This is a genomic window from Pseudomonas baetica, from assembly GCF_019733355.1.
Lineage (GTDB): Bacteria > Pseudomonadota > Gammaproteobacteria > Pseudomonadales > Pseudomonadaceae > Aquipseudomonas > Aquipseudomonas baetica_A.
Genome location: NZ_JAIHLQ010000001.1, coordinates 306,401 through 329,196 on the forward strand (window position 1 = coordinate 306,401; position 22,796 = coordinate 329,196).

At 59.4% G+C, this 22,796-nt stretch carries 24 protein-coding genes and 1 pseudogene; 11 read left to right on the forward strand and 14 right to left on the reverse strand.

The window, feature by feature from the left end; all coding sequences use genetic code 11:
- Positions 1 to 12: 12 nt before the first annotated feature.
- From K5E40_RS01375 to K5E40_RS01385, 3 genes are all read left to right on the forward strand, one after another.
- Positions 13 to 1,086 (forward strand): DUF748 domain-containing protein, encoded by a 1,074-nt coding sequence (locus K5E40_RS01375; RefSeq protein WP_221729371.1) that lies wholly within the window; start codon positions 13 to 15, stop codon positions 1,084 to 1,086.
- Positions 1,087 to 1,308: 222 nt separating this feature from the next.
- Complete coding sequence (locus K5E40_RS01380; RefSeq protein ID WP_157712211.1) at positions 1,309 to 2,154, forward strand: MoxR family ATPase; 846 nt, start codon at positions 1,309 to 1,311, stop codon at positions 2,152 to 2,154.
- A gap of 12 nt (positions 2,155 to 2,166) precedes the next feature.
- Positions 2,167 to 3,345: a VWA domain-containing protein gene (locus tag K5E40_RS01385; RefSeq protein WP_221729372.1), complete on the forward strand. Its 1,179-nt coding sequence runs from the start codon at positions 2,167 to 2,169 to the stop codon at positions 3,343 to 3,345.
- A gap of 119 nt (positions 3,346 to 3,464) precedes the next feature.
- Here K5E40_RS01385 and K5E40_RS01390 read toward each other — a convergent pair whose 3' ends face one another.
- The 4 genes from K5E40_RS01390 to K5E40_RS01405 form a co-directional block, all read right to left on the reverse strand.
- Positions 3,465 to 4,388 carry a biotin-dependent carboxyltransferase family protein gene (locus K5E40_RS01390; RefSeq protein WP_221729373.1) on the reverse strand — a complete coding sequence of 308 codons (924 nt, stop codon included), beginning with the start codon at positions 4,386 to 4,388 and terminating at the stop codon, positions 3,465 to 3,467.
- A complete protein-coding gene (pxpB, locus tag K5E40_RS01395; protein ID WP_221729374.1) occupies positions 4,385 to 5,089 on the reverse strand; it encodes a 5-oxoprolinase subunit PxpB in 705 nt (234 codons plus the stop codon). Before pxpB ends, K5E40_RS01390 begins: the two co-directional genes overlap by 4 nt.
- A complete protein-coding gene (locus K5E40_RS01400) occupies positions 5,086 to 5,838 on the reverse strand; it encodes a 5-oxoprolinase subunit PxpA (protein WP_221729375.1) in 753 nt (250 codons plus the stop codon). The genes pxpB and K5E40_RS01400 overlap by 4 nt, the downstream gene beginning before the upstream one ends.
- 76 nt (positions 5,839 to 5,914) lie before the next feature.
- Positions 5,915 to 7,213, reverse strand: a complete 1,299-nt coding sequence (locus K5E40_RS01405; RefSeq protein ID WP_221729376.1) for an MFS transporter — start codon at positions 7,211 to 7,213, stop codon at positions 5,915 to 5,917.
- Between the two features lie 158 nt (positions 7,214 to 7,371).
- Here K5E40_RS01405 and K5E40_RS01410 point away from each other — a divergent pair, with 158 nt between their 5' ends.
- Positions 7,372 to 8,286, forward strand: a complete 915-nt coding sequence (locus K5E40_RS01410) for a LysR family transcriptional regulator (protein ID WP_221729377.1) — start codon at positions 7,372 to 7,374, stop codon at positions 8,284 to 8,286.
- Positions 8,287 to 8,328: 42 nt separating this feature from the next.
- On the opposite strand, the gene K5E40_RS01415 is transcribed toward K5E40_RS01410, so the two are convergent.
- Genes K5E40_RS01415 through K5E40_RS01425 form a run of 3 tightly spaced genes read right to left on the reverse strand, consistent with a single transcriptional unit; the run spans position 8,329 to position 10,182 of the window.
- Entirely contained in the window at positions 8,329 to 8,871 is a 543-nt protein-coding gene (locus K5E40_RS01415; RefSeq protein WP_221729378.1) for a DUF2937 family protein, read from the reverse strand.
- Between the two features lie 12 nt (positions 8,872 to 8,883).
- A complete protein-coding gene (locus tag K5E40_RS01420; protein ID WP_221729379.1) occupies positions 8,884 to 9,660 on the reverse strand; it encodes a class II glutamine amidotransferase in 777 nt (258 codons plus the stop codon).
- 15 nt (positions 9,661 to 9,675) lie between these two features.
- Positions 9,676 to 10,182, reverse strand: a complete 507-nt coding sequence (locus K5E40_RS01425) for an MFS transporter (RefSeq protein ID WP_221729380.1) — start codon at positions 10,180 to 10,182, stop codon at positions 9,676 to 9,678.
- Between the two features lie 224 nt (positions 10,183 to 10,406).
- Here K5E40_RS01425 and K5E40_RS01430 point away from each other — a divergent pair, with 224 nt between their 5' ends.
- Positions 10,407 to 12,461 carry a S9 family peptidase gene (locus K5E40_RS01430; protein ID WP_221729381.1) on the forward strand — a complete coding sequence of 685 codons (2,055 nt, stop codon included), beginning with the start codon at positions 10,407 to 10,409 and terminating at the stop codon, positions 12,459 to 12,461.
- A 107-nt stretch (positions 12,462 to 12,568) separates the two neighbouring features.
- A pseudogene (locus K5E40_RS01435) lies at positions 12,569 to 13,028 on the forward strand (Crp/Fnr family transcriptional regulator).
- Here K5E40_RS01435 and K5E40_RS01440 read toward each other — a convergent pair.
- Positions 13,025 to 13,309, reverse strand: coding sequence for a hypothetical protein (locus K5E40_RS01440; RefSeq protein ID WP_221729382.1), 285 nt, complete (start codon positions 13,307 to 13,309; stop codon positions 13,025 to 13,027). The pseudogene K5E40_RS01435 and the gene K5E40_RS01440 overlap by 4 nt on opposite strands.
- 78 nt (positions 13,310 to 13,387) lie before the next feature.
- On the opposite strand from K5E40_RS01440, the gene K5E40_RS01445 reads away from it, so the two are divergent.
- From K5E40_RS01445 to K5E40_RS01460, 4 genes are all read left to right on the forward strand, one after another.
- Positions 13,388 to 14,074 carry a spermidine synthase gene (locus tag K5E40_RS01445; RefSeq protein WP_221729383.1) on the forward strand — a complete coding sequence of 229 codons (687 nt, stop codon included), beginning with the start codon at positions 13,388 to 13,390 and terminating at the stop codon, positions 14,072 to 14,074.
- A gap of 49 nt (positions 14,075 to 14,123) precedes the next feature.
- Positions 14,124 to 14,495, forward strand: a complete 372-nt coding sequence (locus K5E40_RS01450; protein ID WP_221729384.1) for a YajD family HNH nuclease — start codon at positions 14,124 to 14,126, stop codon at positions 14,493 to 14,495.
- A gap of 192 nt (positions 14,496 to 14,687) precedes the next feature.
- On the forward strand, positions 14,688 to 15,158 hold the full coding sequence (locus K5E40_RS01455) for an RNA methyltransferase (RefSeq protein ID WP_221729385.1): 471 nt from the start codon (positions 14,688 to 14,690) through the stop codon (positions 15,156 to 15,158).
- An 81-nt stretch (positions 15,159 to 15,239) separates the two neighbouring features.
- Complete coding sequence (locus K5E40_RS01460) at positions 15,240 to 15,617, forward strand: DUF2892 domain-containing protein (RefSeq protein WP_221729386.1); 378 nt, start codon at positions 15,240 to 15,242, stop codon at positions 15,615 to 15,617.
- Positions 15,618 to 15,730: 113 nt separating this feature from the next.
- Here the strand turns inward: K5E40_RS01460 and K5E40_RS01465 are convergent, their stop codons facing one another.
- Positions 15,731 to 16,960 (reverse strand): hypothetical protein, encoded by a 1,230-nt coding sequence (locus K5E40_RS01465; RefSeq protein WP_221729387.1) that lies wholly within the window; start codon positions 16,958 to 16,960, stop codon positions 15,731 to 15,733.
- A gap of 35 nt (positions 16,961 to 16,995) precedes the next feature.
- Positions 16,996 to 17,445 (reverse strand): YcgN family cysteine cluster protein, encoded by a 450-nt coding sequence (locus K5E40_RS01470; protein WP_047292311.1) that lies wholly within the window; start codon positions 17,443 to 17,445, stop codon positions 16,996 to 16,998.
- Between the two features lie 163 nt (positions 17,446 to 17,608).
- On the opposite strand from K5E40_RS01470, the gene K5E40_RS01475 reads away from it, so the two are divergent.
- Positions 17,609 to 18,202, forward strand: a complete 594-nt coding sequence (locus K5E40_RS01475) for a nitroreductase family protein (protein WP_221729388.1) — start codon at positions 17,609 to 17,611, stop codon at positions 18,200 to 18,202.
- Positions 18,203 to 18,326: 124 nt separating this feature from the next.
- Here the strand turns inward: K5E40_RS01475 and K5E40_RS01480 are convergent, their stop codons facing one another.
- The 4 genes from K5E40_RS01480 to K5E40_RS01495 form a co-directional block, all read right to left on the reverse strand.
- A complete protein-coding gene (locus K5E40_RS01480) occupies positions 18,327 to 19,259 on the reverse strand; it encodes a D-2-hydroxyacid dehydrogenase (RefSeq protein ID WP_221729389.1) in 933 nt (310 codons plus the stop codon).
- A gap of 105 nt (positions 19,260 to 19,364) precedes the next feature.
- Complete coding sequence (locus tag K5E40_RS01485) at positions 19,365 to 19,658, reverse strand: YcgL domain-containing protein (RefSeq protein WP_221729390.1); 294 nt, start codon at positions 19,656 to 19,658, stop codon at positions 19,365 to 19,367.
- Entirely contained in the window at positions 19,655 to 20,788 is a 1,134-nt protein-coding gene (gene rnd / locus K5E40_RS01490; RefSeq protein ID WP_221729391.1) for a ribonuclease D, read from the reverse strand. Before rnd ends, K5E40_RS01485 begins: the two co-directional genes overlap by 4 nt.
- Positions 20,789 to 20,951: 163 nt before the next feature.
- Positions 20,952 to 22,601, reverse strand: coding sequence for a phosphoethanolamine transferase (locus K5E40_RS01495; RefSeq protein WP_221729392.1), 1,650 nt, complete (start codon positions 22,599 to 22,601; stop codon positions 20,952 to 20,954).
- Positions 22,602 to 22,796: the final 195 nt, after the last annotated feature.

Sequence of the window (22,796 nt, forward strand, 5' to 3'; positions counted from 1 at the left end):
GGAAATGTCGCCATGAAGCGTCGTTATAGCTGGCCGTTATGGACCCTCGCCACGATTGTCGTGCTGCTGATCGCGCTGCACATCGCCCTGCCCTACCTGGTGCGCGACTACCTGAACGGCAAGCTGGCGGACATGGGCGACTATCGCGGCCAGATCACCGATGTGGATCTGGCACTGTGGCGTGGCGCTTACAAAATCAACGGCCTGAAGATCGTCAAGGTCGACGGCAAGGTGCCAGTACCGTTCGTCAATGCACCGCTGATCGATCTTTCCGTGAGTTGGCACTCGCTGTGGTACGACCATGCCGTGGTGGCCGAGGTGCAATTCATCAAACCCGAAGTGAACTTCGTCGATGGAGGCAATAAACAGAACTCCCAGACCGGTAAAGGCACCGACTGGCGTGAGCAACTGGGCAAACTCCTGCCGATTACGCTTAACGAAGTGCGGATCAGCGACGGGCGGATCAATTTCCGCAACTTCAATTCCAAACCGCCGGTGAACATGAATGCGACAAACGTCGATGCCAGCCTCTACAACCTGACAAACGTGGTCGACACCGCAGGTAAACGCAACGCACGCTTCGAGGGCAAAGCGCTGTTGTTAGGCCACGCGCCTCTGGAAACCACCGCGACCTTCGATCCACTGAGCAACTTCGAAGACTTTGAGTTCCGCCTGCGCGCCCGTGATATCGAACTCAAGCGCATGAACGACTTTGCCTCAGCCTATGGCAAGTTCGACTTCAACGCCGGCCACGGTGATGTGGTGATTGAGGCCAAAGCCGTAAAAGCCAAACTTACCGGATACATCAAGCCGCTGCTGCGCGATGTCGAAGTGTTCAACTGGCAGCAGGACGTGGAAAACAAGAACAAAAGTATCTTTCGTTCGGTCTGGGAGGCACTGGTCGGCGGCACTGAAACCGTGCTTAAAAACCAGGGCAAGAATCAGTTCGCCACCAAAGTCGAACTCAGCGGTAACGTCCATCAGCAAGATATCAACGCGTTCGAAGCGTTCTTGCAGATTTTACGTAATGGATTTATCCAAGCGTTCAATGCCCGGTATGAGCGACCCAAGCCGGATGCGGGTTAGTTTTATTTGGGCTGCTTCGCAGCCATCGGGGACGAATCCCCTCGCCACAGGGGTGTTTGTCTGGGCCTAGGCCGAGACTGAGTCAACATGTGACGCCCCATTCAGAGACTGAATAACCCGTCTGCGTTCACAGTCGACCGGGCCGCGCGTTATAGTCGGGCATCCGATTTTTCGCCCCCGCCCTGCCCGTTCAGGTCGGCGTTACCGTTCGAGGATTAGCAGATGAAGTTCGAAGGCACCCAGGCCTACGTCGCCACCGATGACCTGAAGCTGGCGGTCAACGCCGCCATCACCCTGGAGCGGCCGCTGCTGGTCAAGGGCGAGCCGGGCACCGGCAAGACCATGCTCGCCGAGCAACTGGCCGAATCGTTCGGCGCCAAGTTGATCACCTGGCACATCAAGTCCACCACCAAGGCGCATCAGGGCCTCTACGAGTACGATGCGGTCAGCCGTCTGCGCGACTCGCAACTGGGCACGGAAAAGGTTCACGATGTTCGCAACTACCTGAAAAAGGGCAAACTCTGGGAGGCGTTTGAGTCCGAAGAGCGGGTCATTCTGCTGATCGACGAAATCGATAAGGCCGATATCGAGTTCCCCAACGACTTGCTGCAAGAACTCGACAAGATGGAGTTCTACGTTTACGAGATCGACGAGACCATCAAGGCCAAAAAGCGCCCGATCATCATCATTACCTCCAACAACGAGAAAGAGCTGCCGGACGCCTTCCTGCGCCGCTGCTTCTTCCACTACATCGCCTTCCCCGACCGCAATACGCTGCAGAAAATCGTCGACGTTCACTACCCGGACATCAAGAAAGATCTGGTCAGCGAAGCGCTGGACGTGTTCTTCGACGTGCGCAAGGTACCGGGCCTGAAGAAGAAGCCGTCGACCTCGGAACTGGTCGACTGGCTGAAGCTGTTGATGGCCGACAACATCGGCGAAGCGGTACTGCGCGAACGCGATCCGACCAAAGCGATTCCGCCGCTGGCCGGCGCCCTGGTGAAGAACGAACAGGACGTGCAATTGCTTGAGCGTCTGGCGTTCATGAGCCGTCGCGGCACCCGCTAAGAGGCTGATGCCATGCTGCTCAACCTGTTCAATGAAATGCGTGCAGCCAAGGTACCGGTGTCGGTGCGCGAACTGCTCGACCTGATCAACGCGCTGAAACAGCGCGTCACCTTCGCGGACATGGACGAGTTCTACTACTTGTCACGGGCGATTCTGGTGAAGGACGAACGGCATTTCGACAAGTTCGACCGTGCGTTCGGTGCCTACTTCAATGGGCTGGAAAAACTCGACGATCACTTGCAGGCGCTGATTCCCGAAGATTGGCTGCGCAAAGAATTCGAACGTTCGCTGAGCGACGAAGAGCGCGCGCAGATTCAGTCACTTGGCGGACTGGACAAGCTGATCGAAGAGTTCAAGAAGCGTCTGGAAGAACAGAAGGAACGTCACGCCGGCGGCAACAAATGGATCGGCACCGGTGGCACCAGCCCGTTTGGCTCCGGCGGTTTCAACCCGGAAGGCATTCGCGTTGGCGATGCCGGCAAACGCCAGGGCAAAGCGGTAAAAGTCTGGGATCAGCGCGAGTACAAGAACCTCGACGATTCCGTGGAGCTGGGCACGCGCAACATCAAGGTCGCCCTGCGCCGCCTGCGTAAATTCGCCCGGCAGGGGGCGGCGGAAGAGCTGGATATTGACGGCACCATCGATCACACCGCCAAGGACGCCGGACTGCTGAACATCCAGATGCGCCCGGAACGGCGCAACACCGTGAAGCTCTTGCTGCTGTTCGACATCGGGGGATCGATGGATGCCCATGTGAAGACCTGCGAGGAGCTGTTCTCGGCCTGCAAGACCGAGTTCAAACATCTTGAGTACTTCTATTTCCACAACTTCATTTATGAATCGGTGTGGAAAAACAACATGCGCCGCACTTCCGAGCGTTTCTCCACTCAGGATTTGCTGCACAAGTACGGCGCCGACTACAAAGTGATTTTCATCGGCGACGCGGCCATGGCGCCTTATGAAATCACTCAGGCGGGCGGCAGCGTCGAGCACTGGAACGAAGAGCCGGGTTATCTGTGGATGCAGCGCTTCATGGAGAAGTACAAGAAACTCATCTGGATCAACCCGTACCCGAAAGATACGTGGGGCTATACCTCGTCGACCAACATTGTGCGCGACTTGATCGAAGATCAGATGTATCCGCTGACGTTGCGCGGGTTGGAAGAAGGCATGCGGTTTCTGTCGAAATAATTGCTGTTGTCTGGACTGACGCCATCGCGGGCAAGCCCGGCTCCCACAGGTATCGAGGTGGACACAAATCTTGTGAACGCCACTGAACACTGTGTTAGCTGGGCTTGCCCGCGATGCTTTTAGCGATTCAGAAAGCGCTGCAAATAATCGACATGCTCGCGGTGGGCGACGTCCTGCACCACCGGTCGCAATCTCACTTTTTCTCCCGGCAGACATTGCGCCAGACGAGCCAACGCCAATGGCGTCAACGCCCCCAACCGCGGATACCCGCCGATGGTCTGCCGATCATTGAGCAACACGATGGGCTGCCCGTCGGGCGGCACCTGCACCGCGCCGAGAGGAATGCCCTCGGAAATCATCGGCAGGCCCTGATACTGCAACGCCGTGCCCAGCAAACGAATGCCCATGCGATCGGCGCGACTGTCCAGTGTCCAGTCACTGTTGAACACATCAAACAGACTCTGCCCACTGAACTGGCCAATCTGCGCACCGAGCACAAGATCAAGCGGCGCATTCAGCCGCAGATCCGGCCGATGCTCCAGTGGCACTTCCCGAATCAAAAAAGTTGCGCCCTGATAGCTCAGCGTCGCCCCTTTGGCCAACGGCAGGCCCATGCCATCGAGACCGCCGAGTTCCTCGCGCACAACCGTGCAATGGCTGCCAAGAACCCTAGGCGCATCAAATCCACCGGGGGCCGCAAGATAAGCCCGAGCACCGAGCAGTGGCCGGGTGAACTGCAACGTCTGCCCTTTGTGCAATTTGAAACTGCGCCACGGCGCCAACGGCTGGCCATCGATGTTCGCGCCGAGATCAGCCCCCGCCAGCGCCAGCAAGCAATCTTCTGCTGCCATCACGGTAAATCCGCCGAGGGTAATTTCGATCACCGGCATGCCCAGGTCATTGCCCAGCAACCAATTGGCCCAGTTCATCGAGCGCCAGTCCGCCGCGCCGCCCTGAGTGACGCCCAGATGTCGCACGCCAAAACGCCCGGCGTCCTGCAACAGGCATAGCGGCGTACTAGCCTCAATCGTCAATCGGCTCATGCCAGTGCCTCCAGCGGTGTGTCATCGCCACCCAGACGGATGAACTCGGCATGGCTCACTGCTTCGAAGCGCACGGTGTCACCGGGCTGCATCAGGCTGTAGCCGTCGCGATGACGGTCGAACAGTGTCGCCGGGGTGCGGCCGATCAGGTTCCAGCCGCCGGGGGACACCACCGGATACGCGGCCGTCTGGCGCTCGGCGATGCCGACACTGCCGGCGGCGACTTTCTTGCGCGGGGTGTTCAGGCGTGGGGCGGCCAGAATTTCTTCGACCAGCCCCATGAAGGCAAACCCCGGTGCAAACCCAAGGGCGAACACCTGGTATTCCCGGGCACTGTGACGACGGATCACCTCCTCCACCGCCAGCCCGCTTCGCTCAGCGAGCAAGCTCAGCTCCGGCCCGACGCTCAAGTCGTACCAGACCGGCAAGACATGGCACTGGCCGCCGGTTCGCACATTCGGCGAGAGGTCGATCAACGCCTCGGCAATCAATGCCCGAGCCTGATTCGGACTCAGGGCCAGCAGATCGTAATGCACCATCAGCGTGGTGTAGGACGGCACCAGATCGATCAGTTGCTGGCCGAATCCTGCACGCAAGCGCTCACTGGCGGCGAGCATCCACGGCATGTTGGCCTCGGCGATTTCATCGAACAGGCGCAGCATCAGACAGTCCAGCGCCACGACTTCAATCCTTGGGTTCATGACGCGCTCTGCTGGTTCAACGCCTCGCGGATGCGTTGCACGGCAGCCACCGAACTGGCGTTATCGCCATGCACACAAAGGGTGTTGGCTTGCAGGTACAACGCGCTACCGTCGCTCGCAGTGAGCGAGGCGCCGCGGGCAATGATCAGGGCTTGTTCAATGATTGTTTGCGCATCGTGATGCACCGCCCCTGGCAATTGCCGCGAGACCAGTTTGCCGGCGCTGTCGTAAGCGCGGTCGGCGAAGGCTTCGAACCACAGGGTCACGCCGTATTCGTCCCCGAGCTGCTGCGCTGCCGAGTTGTCGCGGGTGGCCATCAACATCAATGGCAACGTCTGGTCGTAAGCGGCAACCGCCTGAATCACTGCGCGCAACTGTGCCGGGTTGGCCATCATGTCGTTGTACATCGCGCCGTGCGGTTTGACATAACTGACCCGCCCGCCCTGCGCCTTGCAAATGCCGTCGAGGGCGCCGATCTGGTAATGCAGGATGTCTTGCAGTTCCTGAACGGAATACGCCATGGAACGGCGGCCGAACCCGACCAGATCCTGATAAGCCGGATGTGCGCCGATCTGCACGCCGTGGCTCAGGGCCAGGCTAACGGTTTTGCGCATGATGCTCGGGTCGCCGGCATGAAAGCCGCAGGCCACGTTGGCGCAGTCGATAAAGGGCATGATCTCGGCGTCCAGACCCATGGTCCAGTTGCCGAAGCTCTCGCCAATGTCGCAATTCAATAGCAGGCGGCTCACGGTGAACACTCCTGTAGCTTCTTGTCTTTTTATCCGTAGGACATTTGCCGATTGGGCAGTCCCCGCAGGTTATCAGTTACTGCGCATCGAGTTGCTTGCCGCGAGTCTCCGGCAAGCTCAATGCAGCAAGAATCACCAAGCCGTAGGACACCGCAGCGAAGGCACCGATGCCCATGCTCAATGGCACTTTCTGGCTGAGCAGACCGATCAGCAATGGAAACAACGCCGCCAGCGCCCGGCCGATGTTGTAGCAAAAGCCCTGGCCGGAACCACGAATACGCGTTGGAAACAGCTCAGTGAGAAACGCGCCCATGCCGCTAAAGATTCCCGAAGCAAAGAAGCCCAGCGGGAAGCCCAGCCACAGCATCACACCATTGCTCACCGGCATCTGCGTATAGAGCAGAACGATGGTGAAAGAGCCCACGGCGAACAGAACGAAGTTCTTTTTGCGACCCAACAGGTCGGTCAGATAGGCGCTGATCACGTAACCGACGTAAGAGCCGACGATCACCATCGCCAGATAACCACCGGTGCCGAGCACGCTCAAACCGCGTTCATTCTTGAGAAAGGTCGGCAACCAGGACGTGATCGCGTAGTACCCACCGAGCGCGCCGGTGGTCAGCAGTGAGGCGCGAATCGTGGTGAAAAGCATGCCGGGCGCGAAAATCTCGTAGAACTTCGCCGGGTTTTCCGGGGTTTGCGCAGCCTTGGCTTCGCGATAGATCTCCGGATCCTTGACCAAGCGCCGAACGAAGATCACAAAAATCGCCGGCACGATGCCGAGGATGAACAGCGCGCGCCAGGCGTCTTCCGGCGGCAGTATCGAAAACAGCAGCGCATACAGAATCGCCGTCAGCCCCCAACCCAATGCCCAACCGGATTGCACCATGCCCACTGCTTTGCCGCGATCCTTGGCGCGGATCACCTCGCCGATCAACACGGCACCGGCGGTCCACTCGCCACCGAATCCAAAGCCCATCAGGGTGCGGGCAATGAGCAATTGCTCGTAGTTCTGAGCGAAGCCGCAGAGGAAGGTAAAGAAGGCGAACCACAGCACCGTCAGCTGCAAAGTGCGCACGCGCCCGATGCGGTCGGAAAGAATCCCGGCGACCCACCCGCCGATGGCCGAGGCGATCAGGGTGCAAGTGTGAATCAGCCCGGCTTCGCCTGTGGTGATGCCCCACATCGCAATCAGGGTCGGCACCACGAAGCTGAGCATCTGCGTGTCCATGCCGTCCAGACCGTAGCCGATCTTGCAGCTCCAGAAGGTCCGGCGCTCCTGCTTGTTGATGTTGCGATACCAGTCGAACGGGCCCGGACGCGCCGTTGCCGTGGGTGTATCGAGTGTGTCTGGAAGGGTGTCGGGAGCACTCATGGCCAATCTCCGCAGGTTTTTATTAGTCTTGTTCGAAGCCCCGACGACGCCTATCGTGGGAACCGGATGCGCCGATTTTTCGTCCCATGGCCCTGCTGCGTCCAACGAATAAAAACCCGCCTTAGGCATAAGAAAAACTTGTCACCCGAGCCTTGCCCATGAACCTGAAGTTTCTCGAGACCTTTGTCTGGGTCGCCCGACTGAAGAGTTTTCGCCTGACCGCCGACAAGCTTTTCACCACTCAGGCGTCGATTTCCAGCCGCATTGCGGTGCTTGAAAGCGAGTTGGGGGTGAAGCTGTTTCTGCGCGATTCACGCGGGGTCAGCCTGACGCCCGAAGGTCTGAAAGTGCTGGACTATGCCGAACAGATGCTCGACACCATGAGCGCGCTCAAGCAATCGATCGAAACCCGTTCGAGCAAGGTCGGCCGGGTGCGCATTGGCGTGATGGACACCGTCATCCACACTTGGCTCAGCCCCCTGGTGGCGCAGATGACCGATCTGTATCCACGGGTGGAAATCGAGCTGGTGGCCGATACGTCGCTTAACCTCTGCGATCAGCTGCAAAAAGGCTTTCTCGACCTGATCCTGCAAACCGATCTGGTGCGTCATGAAAGCGTGCGCAGTCTGGAGCTGGCCAGCCATCCGCTGGGCTGGATCGTGGCGAGCCATTCGATCTACAACCGCGACTTTTCAAGCCTTGCGGATCTGGCCCAGGAACGGATCATCACCTACTCGAAAAACTCTCGGCCGCATCAGGACGTTCTGGCGTTAATGCAGGCCAACGGCGTGCTGACGCCACGCTTGAATTGTGTGAATTCGGTGTCGGCGATCACGCGCTTGTTGCGCGATGGATTCGGCATTGGCGCGCTGCCACCGGTGCTGGTGGCCGAAGAACTGACGCGGGGGGAATTGACCTTGCTCGCCATCGACCAACGGCCATCGAACTTGCAGGTGGTGGTGTCGTGGCGGGTGGGCGTGGATTGGGTCGAGGAGATAGTGTCGTTGTGTCAGCAGGTGCTGGCAGGGTATGCGCGCAAGGTGGGCGAGCGCTACATCACATTGACCGACTGAGCAGCGAGGGGGATTTATCCCCTCGCCACAGCGACTGCGCCCTTACAACCCGCGCACATCGCGGTCTTCGATAGGCCGGCTCTGGCGCAGGCGCTTGCCACCGAGCACCACCCAGTCGATCAGACGGAACAGGCATTCAATGCCGAACGACAACAGCAACGCCCCGCTCATGCCCCAGATCATCGCTTCCGGGGTCAGCAGAATCTGATAGCTGTAGCCGTTCCAGGTTTCCTTGCGAATATCCGGATCGGCAGCCAGCACCACTTGCAGGAAGCGGATGTACCAAGGCCCTTGCATCGCCTGGAACTGTTTATCCAGCGCCAGTTGACGATTGAGCAACGTGCTCAGGCTGTCGGCATCGCTGCGAAACACTGGGTCGTCACTGGCGCGGTAATGGGCGACCAGCGCCTGCAAGTCGCCCTTGAAGAATTGCTCGGCCGTGCCCTGGAAACCGCGCAGGCCGGTCTGCGCCTCGATCAGATGCGCCTCGACCCGTTTCGCGTAATCGTTGATGAACCCAGGCACCTGGACACCAATCAACAGGCCCGCCGCAAACAACACCAGCCGTAGATAACTGAGCAACATGGGGTGCAATCCTTATTCGGTAGTGCCCTGGCTTACGCATTCGCCGCGTCGCCACAGGCTCCATTGGCCCGGTTCGTAGCGGGTCCAGTTTTCATTTTCGGTCAAAGGCTCGGTGGCAATCACCGTGACCACGTCGTTGGGCGTGGTTTCAGCCTGGAAATCGACGATCACATCGACATCCTTCAATCGAGCCGGGCCGAACGGTGCGCGTCGGGTGATCTGTGCCAGTTTGGTCGAGCAATAGCAGAACAGCCAGTCACCATCGCTGAGCAGGCAGTTGAACACGCCTTTGCTGCGGTAGTCGGCGCACGCGGCGACCAGGTCCGGCAACAGCACTTCTATATCGACCGGTTCCGGAAACGCTGCACGCACGCGGTTGAGCAAATCGCAGAATGCCGCTTCGCTGTCGGTATCGCCGACCGGGCGATAGAAACTTTTGATCGGGGTGAAATCGGCGAGTTGACCGTTGTGCGCAAAGCACCAGTTGCGTCCCCACAGTTCGCGGACGAACGGATGGGTATTGGACAGGCAAACCTTGCCGACATTGGCCTGACGAATATGGCCGATGACCACTTCGCTCTTGATCGGATAACGCTGCACCAGATTGGCCACTTCCGACTCGCAACTGGCGGCCGGGTCCTGGAACAGGCGCAAGCCACGGCCTTCATAGAACGCGATGCCCCAACCGTCGCGGTGCGGGCCTGTGCGACCGCCGCGCTGCATCAGCCCGGTGAAGCTGAACACGATGTCGGTCGGCACGTTGGCACTCATGCCCAGTAATTCACACATGTGCGGGCTCTCGGGTTACAGACGCGGCTCGACCCGCATGCGCTGCGGATTGCTCGGCACTGGCGCACGACCGTAACGGTCATCACCGGCACCGCCGAACGGCTGATCATCGTCGCGTTCATCCGCGCGGGCTGCGGCGTGGGCGGCTTTGGTGGCTTCAGCCTGTTCGCGGCGAGCGCGTGAAGCACGCTCGATCGGAAAGCGGATCAGCACGAAAACCAGGTAAATGCCAAAGGCGATCATGCCGTACATGAACAGGTCGGAAATCGCCCGCCAGGCGTTGTTGCCGACCTTGAACGCCAGATCCAGCGTGGTGATGGCAATGGCCGGAGCGACCTTTTCCTTCACCGGGTCAATGATGGTCGGGCTGAACAACAGCACCGCCATCAAGACACGCAGCGGCTCGCGCAGCCAGCGCCACATCCAGCGGGTCAGGCGCATCCATACCAACAGGCAGCCTACAGCGGCAAAGGCGTAGAGGCCCCAGGCGATCAGATAGTCGTTCTCGGTCATGGTGTCCATGGCAAGGCAGGCAAAGAGGCGCTTATAGTAACGACTTTTCGCCCGCCAGGCTTGTCCCAATAGACACACAACCTGTGGGATGAGCCTGCTCGCGAATACGGACTGTCAGTTGAAACATTGTTGTCTGACCCACCGCTTTCGCGAGCAGGCTCGCTCCCACAGGGTTTGCGCTGGTACCCAGAGCTGCGAAACCCCCTATTCCGTACATTGTCCGAGAGCTTTCCATGCCCGAATCCGCGAACGCCATCAGTGCCCCGATTGCCCACAAGGCCGCCGGCGCCGACCCGTATGCCTGGCTGCAGGAGCGCGACACCGACGCGGTGCTCGACTACCTCAAGGCCGAAAACGCCTGGCAAGAGACGCAAACCGCCGATCAGGCGCAACTGCGCGAAACGCTGTTCGAAGAGATCAAGGGCCGGATCCTCGAAACCGACCTGTCCCTGCCCTCGCCATGGGGGCCGTATCTGTATTACACACGCACCACCGCCGGTGACGAATACGCCCGGCACTACCGCTGCCCGCGTCCTGCCGACGACAGCCTGACCCTCGACGAAAGCCGCGAGCAATTGCTGCTCGACCCGAACGTGCTAGCCAATGGCGGGTTCTTTTCGCTTGGCGCGTTCAGCATCAGCCCCGATCACCAGCGTCTGGCCTACAGCGTCGACGCCTCGGGCGAGGAGGTTTACACGCTGTTCGTCAAGGAGTTGGCCAACGACAAGGTCAGCGAACTGGCCTTCGAGGATTGCGACGGCAGCATGACCTGGGCCAACGACAGCCTGACCTTGTTCTTCGGCGTGCTGGACGACACTCACCGCCCACACAAATTGTTCCGTTATCGCCTCGACGGCACCGCTGCCGAAGAGGTGTTCAACGAAGCAGACGGACGTTTCTTCCTGCATTGCTATCGCTCCAGCTCCGAACAGCAATTGCTGCTGTCGCTGGGCAGCAAGACCACCAGCGAAGTCTGGGCGCTGGACGCCAATCAGCCGCATCTGCCCTTCACTTGCCTGGCGCCACGGGTCGAGGATCACGAATACGATGTCGATCACGGCCTGCTCGATGGCGAGTGGACATGGTTTATCCGCACCAACCGCGACGGCATCAATTACGCGCTGTATCAGGCGCCGGACACCGGCGTCGCGCCGAGTGAAGCCGACTGGCAGAACCTGATCGCGCACAGCGACAGCGTGATGCTCGACGACGTGAGCCTCAACACCCAAGCCATGACCCTGAGCCTGCGCGAAGGTGGCTTGCCGATCATCGAAGTTCACCCACAGGGGCTGGCGCCTTATCGCGTGCAATTGCCGGACGCGGCCTACAGCCTCTATGTGCAAAACAGCCTGGAGTTTGAAAGTGACCGGATTCGCCTGCGTTACGAGGCGTTGAACCGTCCGGCCCAAGTGCGCCAACTGATCCTCGCGACCGGCGAGCAAACCGTGCTGAAAGAAACCCCGGTGCTCGGCCATTTCGACGCTGACGCCTACGTCAGTCAGCGTTTGTGGGCGAACGCGCCGGACGGTACGCAAGTGCCGATCAGTCTGGTGATGAAACGCGAAATGGTAGGCAAACCGGTGCCGCTGTACCTGTACGGTTACGGCGCATACGGTTCAAGCCTCGACCCGTGGTTTTCCCATGCACGCCTGAGCCTGCTCGATCGCGGCATGGCCTTCGCCATCGCCCATGTGCGCGGCGGCGGTGAGCTGGGCGAAGCCTGGTATCGCGCCGGCAAGCAAGAACACAAACACAACACTTTCAGCGATTTCATTGCCTGCGCCGAGTTCCTGATTCTCAACGGCATCACCACAGCGCAAAAACTGGCGATCAGCGGTGGCAGCGCCGGGGGCCTGTTGATTGGCGCCGTGCTCAACCAGCGTCCGGATCTGTTCGGCGTAGCGATTGCCGAAGTACCGTTCGTCGACGTACTCAACACCATGCTCGACCCGGATCTGCCACTGACCGTCACCGAATACGACGAGTGGGGCAACCCCGAAGAGCCGGACGTCTATGAACGCATCAAGGCTTACGCACCGTACGAAAACGTCGCCGCGCAGGACTACCCGGCGACGCTGGTGATCGCCGGCTACAACGACAGCCGCGTGCAGTATTGGGAAGCGGCCAAGTGGGTAGCGAAACTGCGCGCGACCAAAACCGACAACAACCCACTGCTGCTCAAGACAGAATTGGGCGCCGGGCACGGTGGGATGAGCGGGCGTTATCAAGGATTACGTGACGTAGCGCTCGAATATGCATTTGTCTTCAAGGTTTTGGGGCTGGCCTGAGGAACTCCGTCGGTCACTTGGGTCTTAATTACAGACCCAAGAGGCCGATACCCCACAAAGGTCGATGTACAGCCTCGAAAATGTGAAAACAAAAAGATCGCCAAGACATGTCTGAGCCCACTTTACTGAACAACGAAATCCGCGACTGGCTGATGGACTGCGGTCTGTTCGATCAGTTGCAACTGGCAGACTTCGCCGCCGCCTCCGGCTACTTCAGCATCAGCACGGTGGCCGAGGGCGAAGCCATCTTCCGCGAGGGCGATGCTGGCAGCTTCATGTGCATCCTCCACACCGGCCAGGTGGCCGTGCAGAAAACCGGCCCCGACGGCCAGACCATCACCATGGCCACCCTGCGCAGCGGCCGGGCATTCGGCGAAATGGCCGTGCTCGACGGCGACCTGCATCGCGGCGAGCAACTGTCAGTTGCTCAACCTGGGCAAAGACTCGCTGGAAAAAATGCTCAACGACGCACCGAAAATCGCCGCCAAAATCATCCGCGCCCTCGCTGTCTCCCTCTCCAAACGCCTGCGCATGGCCGACGGTCAACTGGCGGCGCAACAGGTCTAACCGCCGGGAGATTTGGCTTTGGTGCCGGTCGGTTCAATGCCCGGCACTGGCTGATCCTTGCTCGGCGGACTTGGCATTTCGATCGGCACCAGCGGCGGGCTACCACTGCCGGCGCCAGACTTGGGAATATTGATCGGCGTGATCTGCGGATAGGGTGTTGGCGTTGCGGTGCCGGGCGAACCGGGTTGCGGCATTGGGCTGACCGGAATGGTCTGCTGCGCCTGCACGGCACTAATCGAGAGCGCGGCCAGGGCAATGACCGTTAGAATGGTGCGCTTCATCAAGGGCTCCGTTGGCCTTAGTCTGCGCTCAGGCTACTCCCAACGGGCCTGCTTGCCTTCCCCCTTGTAGAGATTTCCATGAAACGTTTCGTTCTGCTCGACACCACGCCGATCCCTGAAAACGGCGGTGCCCTGTGCCTGTTCGAATATGGCGAGGATTTCGTCATCAAAATTCAGGGCGGCGATGGCGGGCAATTGATGAACACGCGCATGCACGGTTCAGAAGATGCGCTGGCCGAGATCCCTTGCCGCAAGGTCGCCGGCCGACCGGATTCGCGGGTGCTGATCGGCGGGCTGGGCATGGGTTTCACCCTCGCCTCGGCGCTCAAGCACTTGGGCAAGAGCGCTGAAGTGGTGGTCGCTGAACTGGTACCGGGCGTGGTCGAATGGAATCGTGGGCCGCTCGGTGAAAAATCCGGCCGCCCCCTGCTCGACCCGCGCACAGTGATCCGTCAGGACGATGTCGCCAAGGTGCTGCAAAGCGAACCCAATGGCTTCGACGCGATCATGCTCGACGTCGACAACGGCCCCGAAGGCCTGACGCAGAAGGCCAACAGTTGGCTGTACTCCGCCGCCGGGCTCAATGCGTGCGCCAAGGCCCTGCGCCCCAAAGGCGTGCTGGCCGTGTGGTCGGCCAGCGCCGATCGGCAGTTTTCCGACAAATTGAAGAAGGCCGGTTTCAAGGCTGAGGAAGTGCAGGTCTTCGCCCACGGCAACAAGGGCACCCGCCATACGATCTGGATTGCCGAGAAGCTCAAAGGCTGAGCTAAACTGCGAACATAACCGTCATCAGTCTTTCTACAAAGGTGAACCCATGAGTTCGTCCACCCCAACCAACACGTCGAAGCTGGATCGCATCCTCGCCGACAACCAGCGCGACAAGGAAATGGGCTACCGCGACAAGGCCCTGAAAATGTACCCGCACGTCTGCGGTCGCTGCACCCGTGAGTTTTCCGGCAAGCGTCTGAGCGAACTGACCGTGCATCATCGTGACCACAACCACGACAACAACCCGCAGGACGGTTCGAACTGGGAGTTGCTGTGCCTGTACTGCCACGACAACGAACACTCGCGTTACACCGACCAGCAATATTTCAGCGAAGGCTCGCTGAGCACGCCGACGATTGCCAAAGCGACGCATAACCCGTTTGCGGCGCTGGCCGGGCTGATGAAAAAAGAAGAGTAAAGATCTTCATTGGCCTGACGGGCCTCTTCGCGAGCAAGCCCGCTCCCACATTGGTTTTGTGTACGACGTCGATCCAATGTGGGAGCGCGTTTGCTCGCGAAGGCGCCCGCCCAGGTACCGCCAATCCATGACCTGACCACAACCACCCAATCCCCGTATAATCGCCCTCTTTTTCCCGAAGGCTCCCCGCTCGTGGCAGACAAACGTTACAGCTGCATTGGTTTGTACAACCCCAAATCACCGGAGAACGTCGGTTCGGTGATGCGCGCCGCAGGCTGTTATGGCGTGTCGACCGTGTTCTACACCGGCAAGCGCTATGATCGCGCCGCCGACTTCGTTACCGACACCAAACGCGTGCACTACGACATCCCGCTGATCGGCATTGATGACCTGAAAAAGATCCTGCCGCTCAACTGCGTGCCCGTCGCCGTGGAACTGGTCGAAGGCGCCCGTCCGCTGCCGGAATACACCCACCCGGATCGCGCGCTCTACATCTTCGGCCCTGAAGACGGCTCGCTGGATAAAGAGATCCGCGACTGGTGCGAAGACGTCGTGTACATCCCGACCACCGGTTGCATGAACCTCGCCGCCACGGTCAACGTCGTGCTCTACGACCGCATGGCCAAGGGCCTGAACACCCGCTCCGGGCCGAAATTCCGCTAAAACGTCACACATCCGATGGAACAAGCTGTCCGCCCGCGCAGTCAGCTTGTTTATCCATTACCCAATGCCTGGAGAAAGATCATGACCGAGCTCAAACGCGTCGAACGTATCGAATCCACCCCGTTTCAGAGCCGTTCCGAACAGAACGTCGAAGGCTGGGAGCGTATCGGCTCGCTGGCCGGCGGCGTGATCATGGTCGGCAAGGGCCTGCGCCGTGGCGGCGTTTTCGGTTTGATTCAAGTAGCGATCGGCGGTGTGGCCATGGCTCGGGGGATTACCGGGCACAGTTCGGTGAAAAGCCTGTACGAGAAAAGCCGTCAGGACATGAATAACGTGCGGGCCAGGATCGAGCGTGCCGGGGAAGAGTTGAGCAAGCTGAAGGCCAATGCCGAGGCGGCGACCAGCACGGCGACGGTGACTGGCAATGATTCGGTGAAATCGCCGAAAGCCGGGGGCTGATTCAGGATTTGCTGTGAGGTTACCGGCCTCTTCGCGAGCAGGCTCGCTCCCACATTTGATCTGTGTCGAACACAAAACCAGTGTGGGAGCGAGCCTGCTCGCGAGTGGCGATGTTACTGAAGTAAAGCGCTATCAAGCACTTTGGAAGACTCGCCCAGAACACGCTCGGCCAGTTGCACAAACGCCTTGGTACTCACCGTCCCCAGATGCATCGCCCCACGCAACACGTCATCCAGCGAGCGCTTGTTGCGCGTCTTCAAGCGAATCTCGCCATCGAGCTCCTGCAACATCACCACCGCCCTTGAAACCTGCGCCGGGCTGATCTGTTCGCCGCGCAGCGTCGTGACCTTTGCGCCATCCCCGGCCAATTTCGCCTGCAAACTCTGATAGCGCTCATCGCTCAAGCCGCCAGCACGGCGCACCAGTTCGATCGCGTAAAACTCGGCAAAACCCTCGCTGATCCAGTCGCTGCGCTGCTCGTCATTGATTCGTGCGAACACCTGAGCCAACTCACGCACCAGCGCGCTGCTGCCACTCTCGCTGACCAACGGCAAACGCGTGTTGAGATAGATCGACTCGTGCGCGCCCAGGCTGCCGCGCCACATCGGATCGCTGGCGCCGACGACCAACAGTTTGGCCGGATGGCGCGGATACAGCGCCTGCACTTGCGGCCAGACAAACGTCAGCAACGTCAGCACGTCCATCCGGCGCATCCCCAGCCCTTGCGGCGAAGCCACGGTGACTTCGGTTTCACCCAACCGGGTGCGACGGCTGCCGAGGTGGCCGGCCAGCATCCAACCGGTCGGGCGGTCGAACAGGCGTGATGGATTGTCGATGCGGAATTTGTTCTTGCCGATGCGTGGCCAGGCGGTTTCGATGCTTTTCCAGCCGTCGGGCAATTCAAATTGAAGGCGCGAGACCAGTTCGGTGCCGTCCTGTTGGTCCAGCTTGGCCGGCGGCACCAAATCGTCACCGCGCATCAATGCCCAAGTTGACGTCATGCGAGTGTCGAAGCTGCCGTTCTTGCGGCCGTGGCTGATGCGCACGCGATAGGTCAGGCTGGCCTTTTCGCTCGTCGGACGCCAGACTCCGCGCGCCTGCTTGCCCGGCGTCAGTTGCCATTGGCCATCGGCCTTGAAGTCGCTGTAATGGCTGCCGTCGCCGAGGTCGAAATCGAGGCTGCGCACAACAGCGCCCTTGGCCAGGGTCAAACGCACCTCAGCCTGATCGCTTTTTGGCAACAAGCGAACGTGATAATCCAGGTCGACTTTCTTCGCCGCCCACACCGGCGCGCTCAACGCCAGCAGCCCGGCGATCAACGCCCGCCGCATTCCCACAGCCATACACACTCCTTGTTGAAACTTGAATCCGTGGACGCTTAGCCGGCCCGAAAAATCAGATGATCTTCCCAGTCGTCTTCCGGCACGCTGCCTTCGGCGAGCATGCGCCCGGATTGGGAAATCCGCTCGTGGTGCACCGCATCGCGATCACCGCACACCAGGTGATGCCATAACGGCAGATCCTTGCCCTCGCTGACCAGCCGATAACCGCAGGTCGGCGGCAACCATTTGAACGCTTCGGCCTGCCCCGGCGTGAGCTGGATGCAGTCCGGGACAAACTTGATGCGATTCGGATAATCGCTGCACTGGCAGGTTTTCAGATCCAGCAGTTTGCAGGCGATGCGCGTGTAATAGACGCTGTTGTCTTCCTCATCCTCAAGCTTTTGCAGGCAGCACAGGCCACAGCCGTCGCACAGCGATTCCCATTCCTCGTGATCCAGTTGATCGAGGGTTTTGCGTTTCCAGAACGGTTCGACTTTGGCGGCCATGGCTCAAGCATCAACATCAGGTGGTGAAAAGGCCGCCAGTCTAGTGCCAGCGGGCTTGCGGGCCAAGCGCTGGCGACTGTCGGTAAAACGCGCTTGTCAGCCCAAGCGCCGCCCAGTAGGGTTTTGCCTCGCTTCTTTTAAAAACGTAGCCAGGAATTTCTTGATGAGTGCCAACCCTCGCGTTGCCGATTACGCCATTCACCCGCAATTCACCGATCGCTGGTCGCCCCGCGCCTTTACCGGCGAAGCGATCCCGGAAGAAACCCTGCTGAGCTTTTTCGAAGCCGCACGCTGGGCGCCGTCGGCCTACAACTCGCAGCCATGGCGTTTTCTCTACGCGCGCCGCGATACACCGAACTGGGAGCGCTATCTGGGCCTGCTCAACGAATTCAACCGCAGTTGGGCGCAACATGCCTCGGCGCTGGTGATCGTCATGTCCAAAACCACCTTCACCGCCCCCGGCGCGACTGAAGAAACCCCGGCACTGTGGAGCACTTTCGATACGGGCTCAGCGTGGGGCCATCTGGCGCTGCAAGCGAGCATCAGCGGTTGGCACACCCATGGCATGGCCGGTTTTGATCAGGAACTGACCCGCCAGGAGCTGAACATTCCAGAAGGTTACGCACTGCACGCCGCCGTGGCGGTGGGCAAGCTGGGGGACAAGGCGACCCTGGCCGATTACCTGCAAGCACGCGAGGAGCCTAGCCCACGTCGTCCGCTGAGCGAACTGGCGGCTGAAGGTGACTTCACCCTCTAAGCGGTACCACAAAACAACAGTGGGAGCAGGCTAGCTCGCGAAGAGGGCGTTTCAGTCAACGTTTCTGGTGACTGAAACACCGCTTTCTCGAGCAGGCCCGCTCCCACTATTGGATCGGGGAAACTCAATAGCCGCGGTTGAAATCCACTTCCCCGCGCAACGCCTCACCGGCCTGATACGCCCGCAGGTTGTCGACAAACAACTGCACCATCAACGCTGGTGAAGTCGGCGCCGAGCTGTGGCCGGTCAGCAACAAGCCCCACGCCGTCCAGAATGGATGACGTTGCGGCAACGGCTCCTGCCGGCAGACGTCGATCACCGCGCCCGCCAGATGCCCTTCCTTCAGGGCCTCCACCAGATCCGCATCGACCACCGCGACACCGCGCCCGGCATTGATGAACAACCCGGTCGATTTGAATTGCTTGAACAGCGCCGCGTCGTAGATATCGTGGGTGTGTTCGGTGTTGGGCAACAGGTTGACCACGTAATCCACTTCGCCTACCAGCCGTGGCAAATCGGCCATCGAGCCCACTTCGACAAACGGCGCCTGCTCCCGGGCGCTGCTGGCAATACCGTACAACTCGACGCCAAACGGCCGCAGGAACTGCGCCACGCTCAGGCCGATGTCGCCGGTGCCGACAATCAGCACCTTGCGTCCGACCAGACTCTGGCCCGTGCGGTTGTCCCACTTGCGCTCGACCTGGCTGACCAGACGCGCCAACACTTCGCGTTCGTGGCCGAGCATGTAAGTCAGCACGTATTCGGCCATCACCTGACCAAAAATTCCCACCGCGCGGGTCAAGCGGTAATCGCGGCGCAAGCCATCAGCCAGCAGTGGCGTGATACCGGCCCAGGTCGATTGCAGCCATTGGGGTTGATGGCCCTGACGCAACAGGGTCGCCAGCAGATCCGGCTGCCCCAGCCAAACCGGACAATCGGTGGCCTGACGAGCCAGTTCAGCGGAGTCGCCGCTGGTCAGTACTTCGAGCTCCGGCGCTGCCTGACGCAGCAGCCGGGCGTATATCGCGTGGTCGTGTTCAGCAATCAGAACGCGCATCTTCAAACCTTTCGCAAACCGTGCAGAAAACCGCCGTATTTCGGGCGGTCATCGCGGTAAAAACAGTTCCAGGGTTACCAGAGGCCCAGAACAGGGCCCCGCCAATCAGATCGGGTCGTTGCGTCGCAGCAACTCTTCAGGCAAGTGTTCGATGTACTCATCCTCAGCCGGCGGCATTTGCAAGTGATAGCCCTGCTTTTCGAGGTTTTCCAGGACCACAACGATGTCTTCGCTGGCCAGTTTGCGCTCGGGTGACAGCACCAGATCGAAAGCATGTTTGGCTTTGCCGAAGGCCAGCATCAGCGCTTCGGGCACTTGTTCAAGTGCATCGCTTTTGAGCACATAAAGGTACATGCCGCTGCGCTTGGAGCTTTGGTAAATGGAGCAAATACGTTTCAAGGCTGTTCTCCGGCGGTGGCCAGGCTGTCGAGCAGCTTCTGACCCATGAGTTCGCGGCGCCAGCCACGCAGCGACTCAGGTAATTGGTAAGGGCCCTCGGGGAAACCGCTCTTGAGCAGTGCTTCGAGGGTTTTCTTGCGCAGCATCAGTTCTGGCGCGATGTTCAGGCGTTCAGCTTCGGCCTGACCGAGCGCGCGCAATTGCTTGATCAACGTAGCCGCTTCGATCGGCAACGGTTCCGGCACCGCAGGCGGCCATTGATCGGGGCCCACACTGCCAGAGCGTTTGATCAGATCAAGTAGAAATTCGCCGTCCTGACGCACGGTACGCGGGTGCATGTCTTCGATCTTGCCCAGCGCACTCAAAGAGTCCGGTTGCGTACGGGCCAGCGGCCACAGCGAATGCTCACGCACAACGCGGTTGCGCGGCAGGTCTCGGGCGCGGGCTTCGCGCTCGCGCCAGGCACACAGTTCACGCAGCACGGCCAGTTGCGCGCGGGACAGTTTCCACGCCAGTTTGGCCTCGCGATACACCTCGTATGGATCGGTTTCCCGACGCAGGTTGGCAACCAGCTCGGCGCCGTCCTCCAGAACCCAGTTGAATTTGTCGTCAGACAGTTTCGGACGCAGCTGGACGAAAACCTCCGCCAGATGCACGGCATCTTCGGCGGCATAGCTGATTTGTGTCTCGGACAACGGTCGCTGCAACCAATCGGAGCGGGTTTCACCTTTGGGCAGTTCGATGCCGAGCACGGCCTGCACGAGCCGCGAGTAGCCCATCGAGAAACCGAGGTTCAAGTAAGCCGCGGCCAGTTGGGTATCGAACAGCGGCGCCGGCATGCTGCCGGTCAGGCGCAACAGGACTTCGAGGTCTTCGCTGCACGCATGCAAAACCTTGAGTACCGCCGGATTTTCCAGTAACGCGGCCAGCGGTTGCCAGGCGTTGATGGTCAGCGGATCAATCAGGTAGGCGCGTTTGCCGTCACCCACCTGCAACAGGCCGGCAATCGGGTAGAAGGTGTCGACCCGCATGAATTCGGTGTCGAGGGCCACGAAAGGCAGTTGCTGCCACTCGGCGCAAAATTGCGCGAGGCTTTCGTTGTCGCGAATCCAGTGAATATCGATGGCCACACGGCTCTCCCTTGAAGAATGGCGCGCAGTATATATCGCCACTGGCGATTTACGCGCCTGCGAAGGACAAGAGCTGTAACGAAATGTCCTGCCAAACAGCAAGAATAGTCTGATAGAGGAAGCAGGCAGGCCCGTCGTATCAGGACAACGGGCCCGAAACTGCTCAGTCCTTGGCCAACACGCCATCAATCCCTGCGCCACGGCAACCGGCAAACATGTCCAGGCCCGGCTGATAAACCTTGCTGCGTACTTCAAGCAAGCCGAGCATCGAGTGAAACAGGTTGTCCTGACTCAACGGTTTGTCTCGGTTCATTTGCAGGCAGTGAGTATCGACCGAATAAGCCTTCTGATAACTGTCAGAGAACCACGCCAGCATCGCCACATGTTTCTGTTGCTCCGGCGCCAGCATGTAAGGCGTGCCGTGCAGGAACAAATTGTATTCGCCCAATGACTCGCCGTGATCCGACAGGTACAACATGGCGGTATCAACCTTGTCCTGATTGGCGCGCAGTACATCGATCAGGCTCGACAACACATGGTCGGTGTAAACCAGCGTGTTGTCGTAACCATTGACGATACTTTCTCGGCTGCAATTGTTCAGCGCGTTACTTTCACAGACGGGTGTGAAGTGTTCGTACTCCTTCGGATAGCGCTTGAAGTATTCCGGGCCATGACTGCCCATCTGATGCAGGACCAACACAGTGTCCTTGTCCAGATGATCGATAAAGCCTTGCAGACCTTGCAGCAGGATTTCATCACGGCATTCGCTGTTGGCGCACAGCGCCGGGTCTTTGAGGTTGCTGACATCCTGCAGCGTGACCCGATCGCAAGTGCCTTTGCAGCCAGACTGGTTATCGCGCCAGATCACGTCGATACCGGCACGCTTGAGCACGTCGAGCAGGCCTTCTTCGTTCTTGGCCTTGCTGGCGTCGTAATCCTTGCGGTCCATGTTGGAAAACATGCACGGCACCGAGACCGCCGTTTCAGTGCCGCAGGAATGTACGTCGGTGAACGCGATCAGCCCGGCTTCCTTGTCCAGTTTTGGCGTGGTGTCACGGTTATAACCCAGGATGCCGAAGTTCTCCGCCCGGGCACTTTCCCCCACGACCAGCACGGTCAGGGATTTGCGTGGCTGTACTTTCAAGTCCGGATTGCGTTGGGCGTCCTCGCCGATCTTGACGAACGGCTGGTGCGCCGAGGCTACTTGCTCACGCAGGTAACCGGCTGACGCGCCAATGTAGTTGCTCGGCACCAGCATCAAGTGCAATTCATGATGATTGCGAAACAGCGAGGAAAGCCCCTGATAGTTGGCCAGTGCAACCCCACCGATCACGGCAGCCGATACGAAACTGACAATAACTTTGCTGAACAACTCGCGATGCCAGCGACGATAGTTGACCGGCACTTTCCACAACAACCAGGAAGGCAACACACCAAGAAACAGCAAGTAAGCAAACAACTTCAACGACAGCAGATCACGAACTTCCGTGGCATTGGTTTCGGCGAAGTTACGAAGCATACCCGCATCAATCATGACGCCATACTGACTCATGAAATAAGCCACACCGGCACTGATCAAGAACATCAGTGTCAGAATCGGCTTAAGCAGCGGACGAAAGGCGAGAAAGGTCAGCACGATGTTGAACGCGGCAAGGATCATCACGCCGAAAGCCACGCGCATGGCAACGCCGTTGCCATCTGCGGCTGTGATCTCGACCAGGTGCTGCCAGAGCACAAAATTGAAACCGATCAACAGAAAGGCACTGGCAATCAACGTCACCCACTCCGGGCGCACGGAATTTAACTTCAACATAGTGGTGGGTTATTCCTGAAAAGAAGAGCCCCGGTTAATTGTGAAAAATTCATTAACCAAGGCCTGCCAAACTGTAGACAGGCAACCATCAATTTTTCGTGAAAAAGACGCCAACGAATAGTTAGGGCGTGGTAATAAGTCAACATCCGTAAAGTATTTGAGAGTGGTTCAGATTTGCTTCTGTTCTTTGCTCGC

Excerpts from the sequence above, each read along its gene's own strand:
- K5E40_RS01375 (WP_221729371.1), top strand. The coding sequence starts at position 13 with ATGAAGCGTCGTTATAGCTGGCCGTTATGGACCCTCGCCACGATTGTC.
- K5E40_RS01380 (WP_157712211.1), top strand. The coding sequence starts at position 1,309 with ATGAAGTTCGAAGGCACCCAGGCCTACGTCGCCACCGATGACCTGAAG.
- K5E40_RS01385 (WP_221729372.1), top strand. The coding sequence starts at position 2,167 with ATGCTGCTCAACCTGTTCAATGAAATGCGTGCAGCCAAGGTACCGGTG.
- K5E40_RS01390 (WP_221729373.1), bottom strand. The coding sequence starts at position 4,388 with ATGAGCCGATTGACGATTGAGGCTAGTACGCCGCTATGCCTGTTGCAG.
- pxpB (WP_221729374.1), bottom strand. The coding sequence starts at position 5,089 with ATGAACCCAAGGATTGAAGTCGTGGCGCTGGACTGTCTGATGCTGCGC.
- K5E40_RS01405 (WP_221729376.1), bottom strand. The coding sequence starts at position 7,213 with ATGAGTGCTCCCGACACCCTTCCAGACACACTCGATACACCCACGGCA.
- K5E40_RS01410 (WP_221729377.1), top strand. The coding sequence starts at position 7,372 with ATGAACCTGAAGTTTCTCGAGACCTTTGTCTGGGTCGCCCGACTGAAG.
- K5E40_RS01415 (WP_221729378.1), bottom strand. The coding sequence starts at position 8,871 with ATGTTGCTCAGTTATCTACGGCTGGTGTTGTTTGCGGCGGGCCTGTTG.
- K5E40_RS01420 (WP_221729379.1), bottom strand. The coding sequence starts at position 9,660 with ATGTGTGAATTACTGGGCATGAGTGCCAACGTGCCGACCGACATCGTG.
- K5E40_RS01425 (WP_221729380.1), bottom strand. The coding sequence starts at position 10,182 with ATGGACACCATGACCGAGAACGACTATCTGATCGCCTGGGGCCTCTAC.
- K5E40_RS01430 (WP_221729381.1), top strand. The coding sequence starts at position 10,407 with ATGCCCGAATCCGCGAACGCCATCAGTGCCCCGATTGCCCACAAGGCC.
- K5E40_RS01440 (WP_221729382.1), bottom strand. The coding sequence starts at position 13,309 with ATGAAGCGCACCATTCTAACGGTCATTGCCCTGGCCGCGCTCTCGATT.
- K5E40_RS01445 (WP_221729383.1), top strand. The coding sequence starts at position 13,388 with ATGAAACGTTTCGTTCTGCTCGACACCACGCCGATCCCTGAAAACGGC.
- K5E40_RS01450 (WP_221729384.1), top strand. The coding sequence starts at position 14,124 with ATGAGTTCGTCCACCCCAACCAACACGTCGAAGCTGGATCGCATCCTC.
- K5E40_RS01460 (WP_221729386.1), top strand. The coding sequence starts at position 15,240 with ATGACCGAGCTCAAACGCGTCGAACGTATCGAATCCACCCCGTTTCAG.
- K5E40_RS01465 (WP_221729387.1), bottom strand. The coding sequence starts at position 16,960 with ATGGCTGTGGGAATGCGGCGGGCGTTGATCGCCGGGCTGCTGGCGTTG.
- K5E40_RS01470 (WP_047292311.1), bottom strand. The coding sequence starts at position 17,445 with ATGGCCGCCAAAGTCGAACCGTTCTGGAAACGCAAAACCCTCGATCAA.
- K5E40_RS01475 (WP_221729388.1), top strand. The coding sequence starts at position 17,609 with ATGAGTGCCAACCCTCGCGTTGCCGATTACGCCATTCACCCGCAATTC.
- K5E40_RS01480 (WP_221729389.1), bottom strand. The coding sequence starts at position 19,259 with ATGCGCGTTCTGATTGCTGAACACGACCACGCGATATACGCCCGGCTG.
- K5E40_RS01495 (WP_221729392.1), bottom strand. The coding sequence starts at position 22,601 with ATGTTGAAGTTAAATTCCGTGCGCCCGGAGTGGGTGACGTTGATTGCC.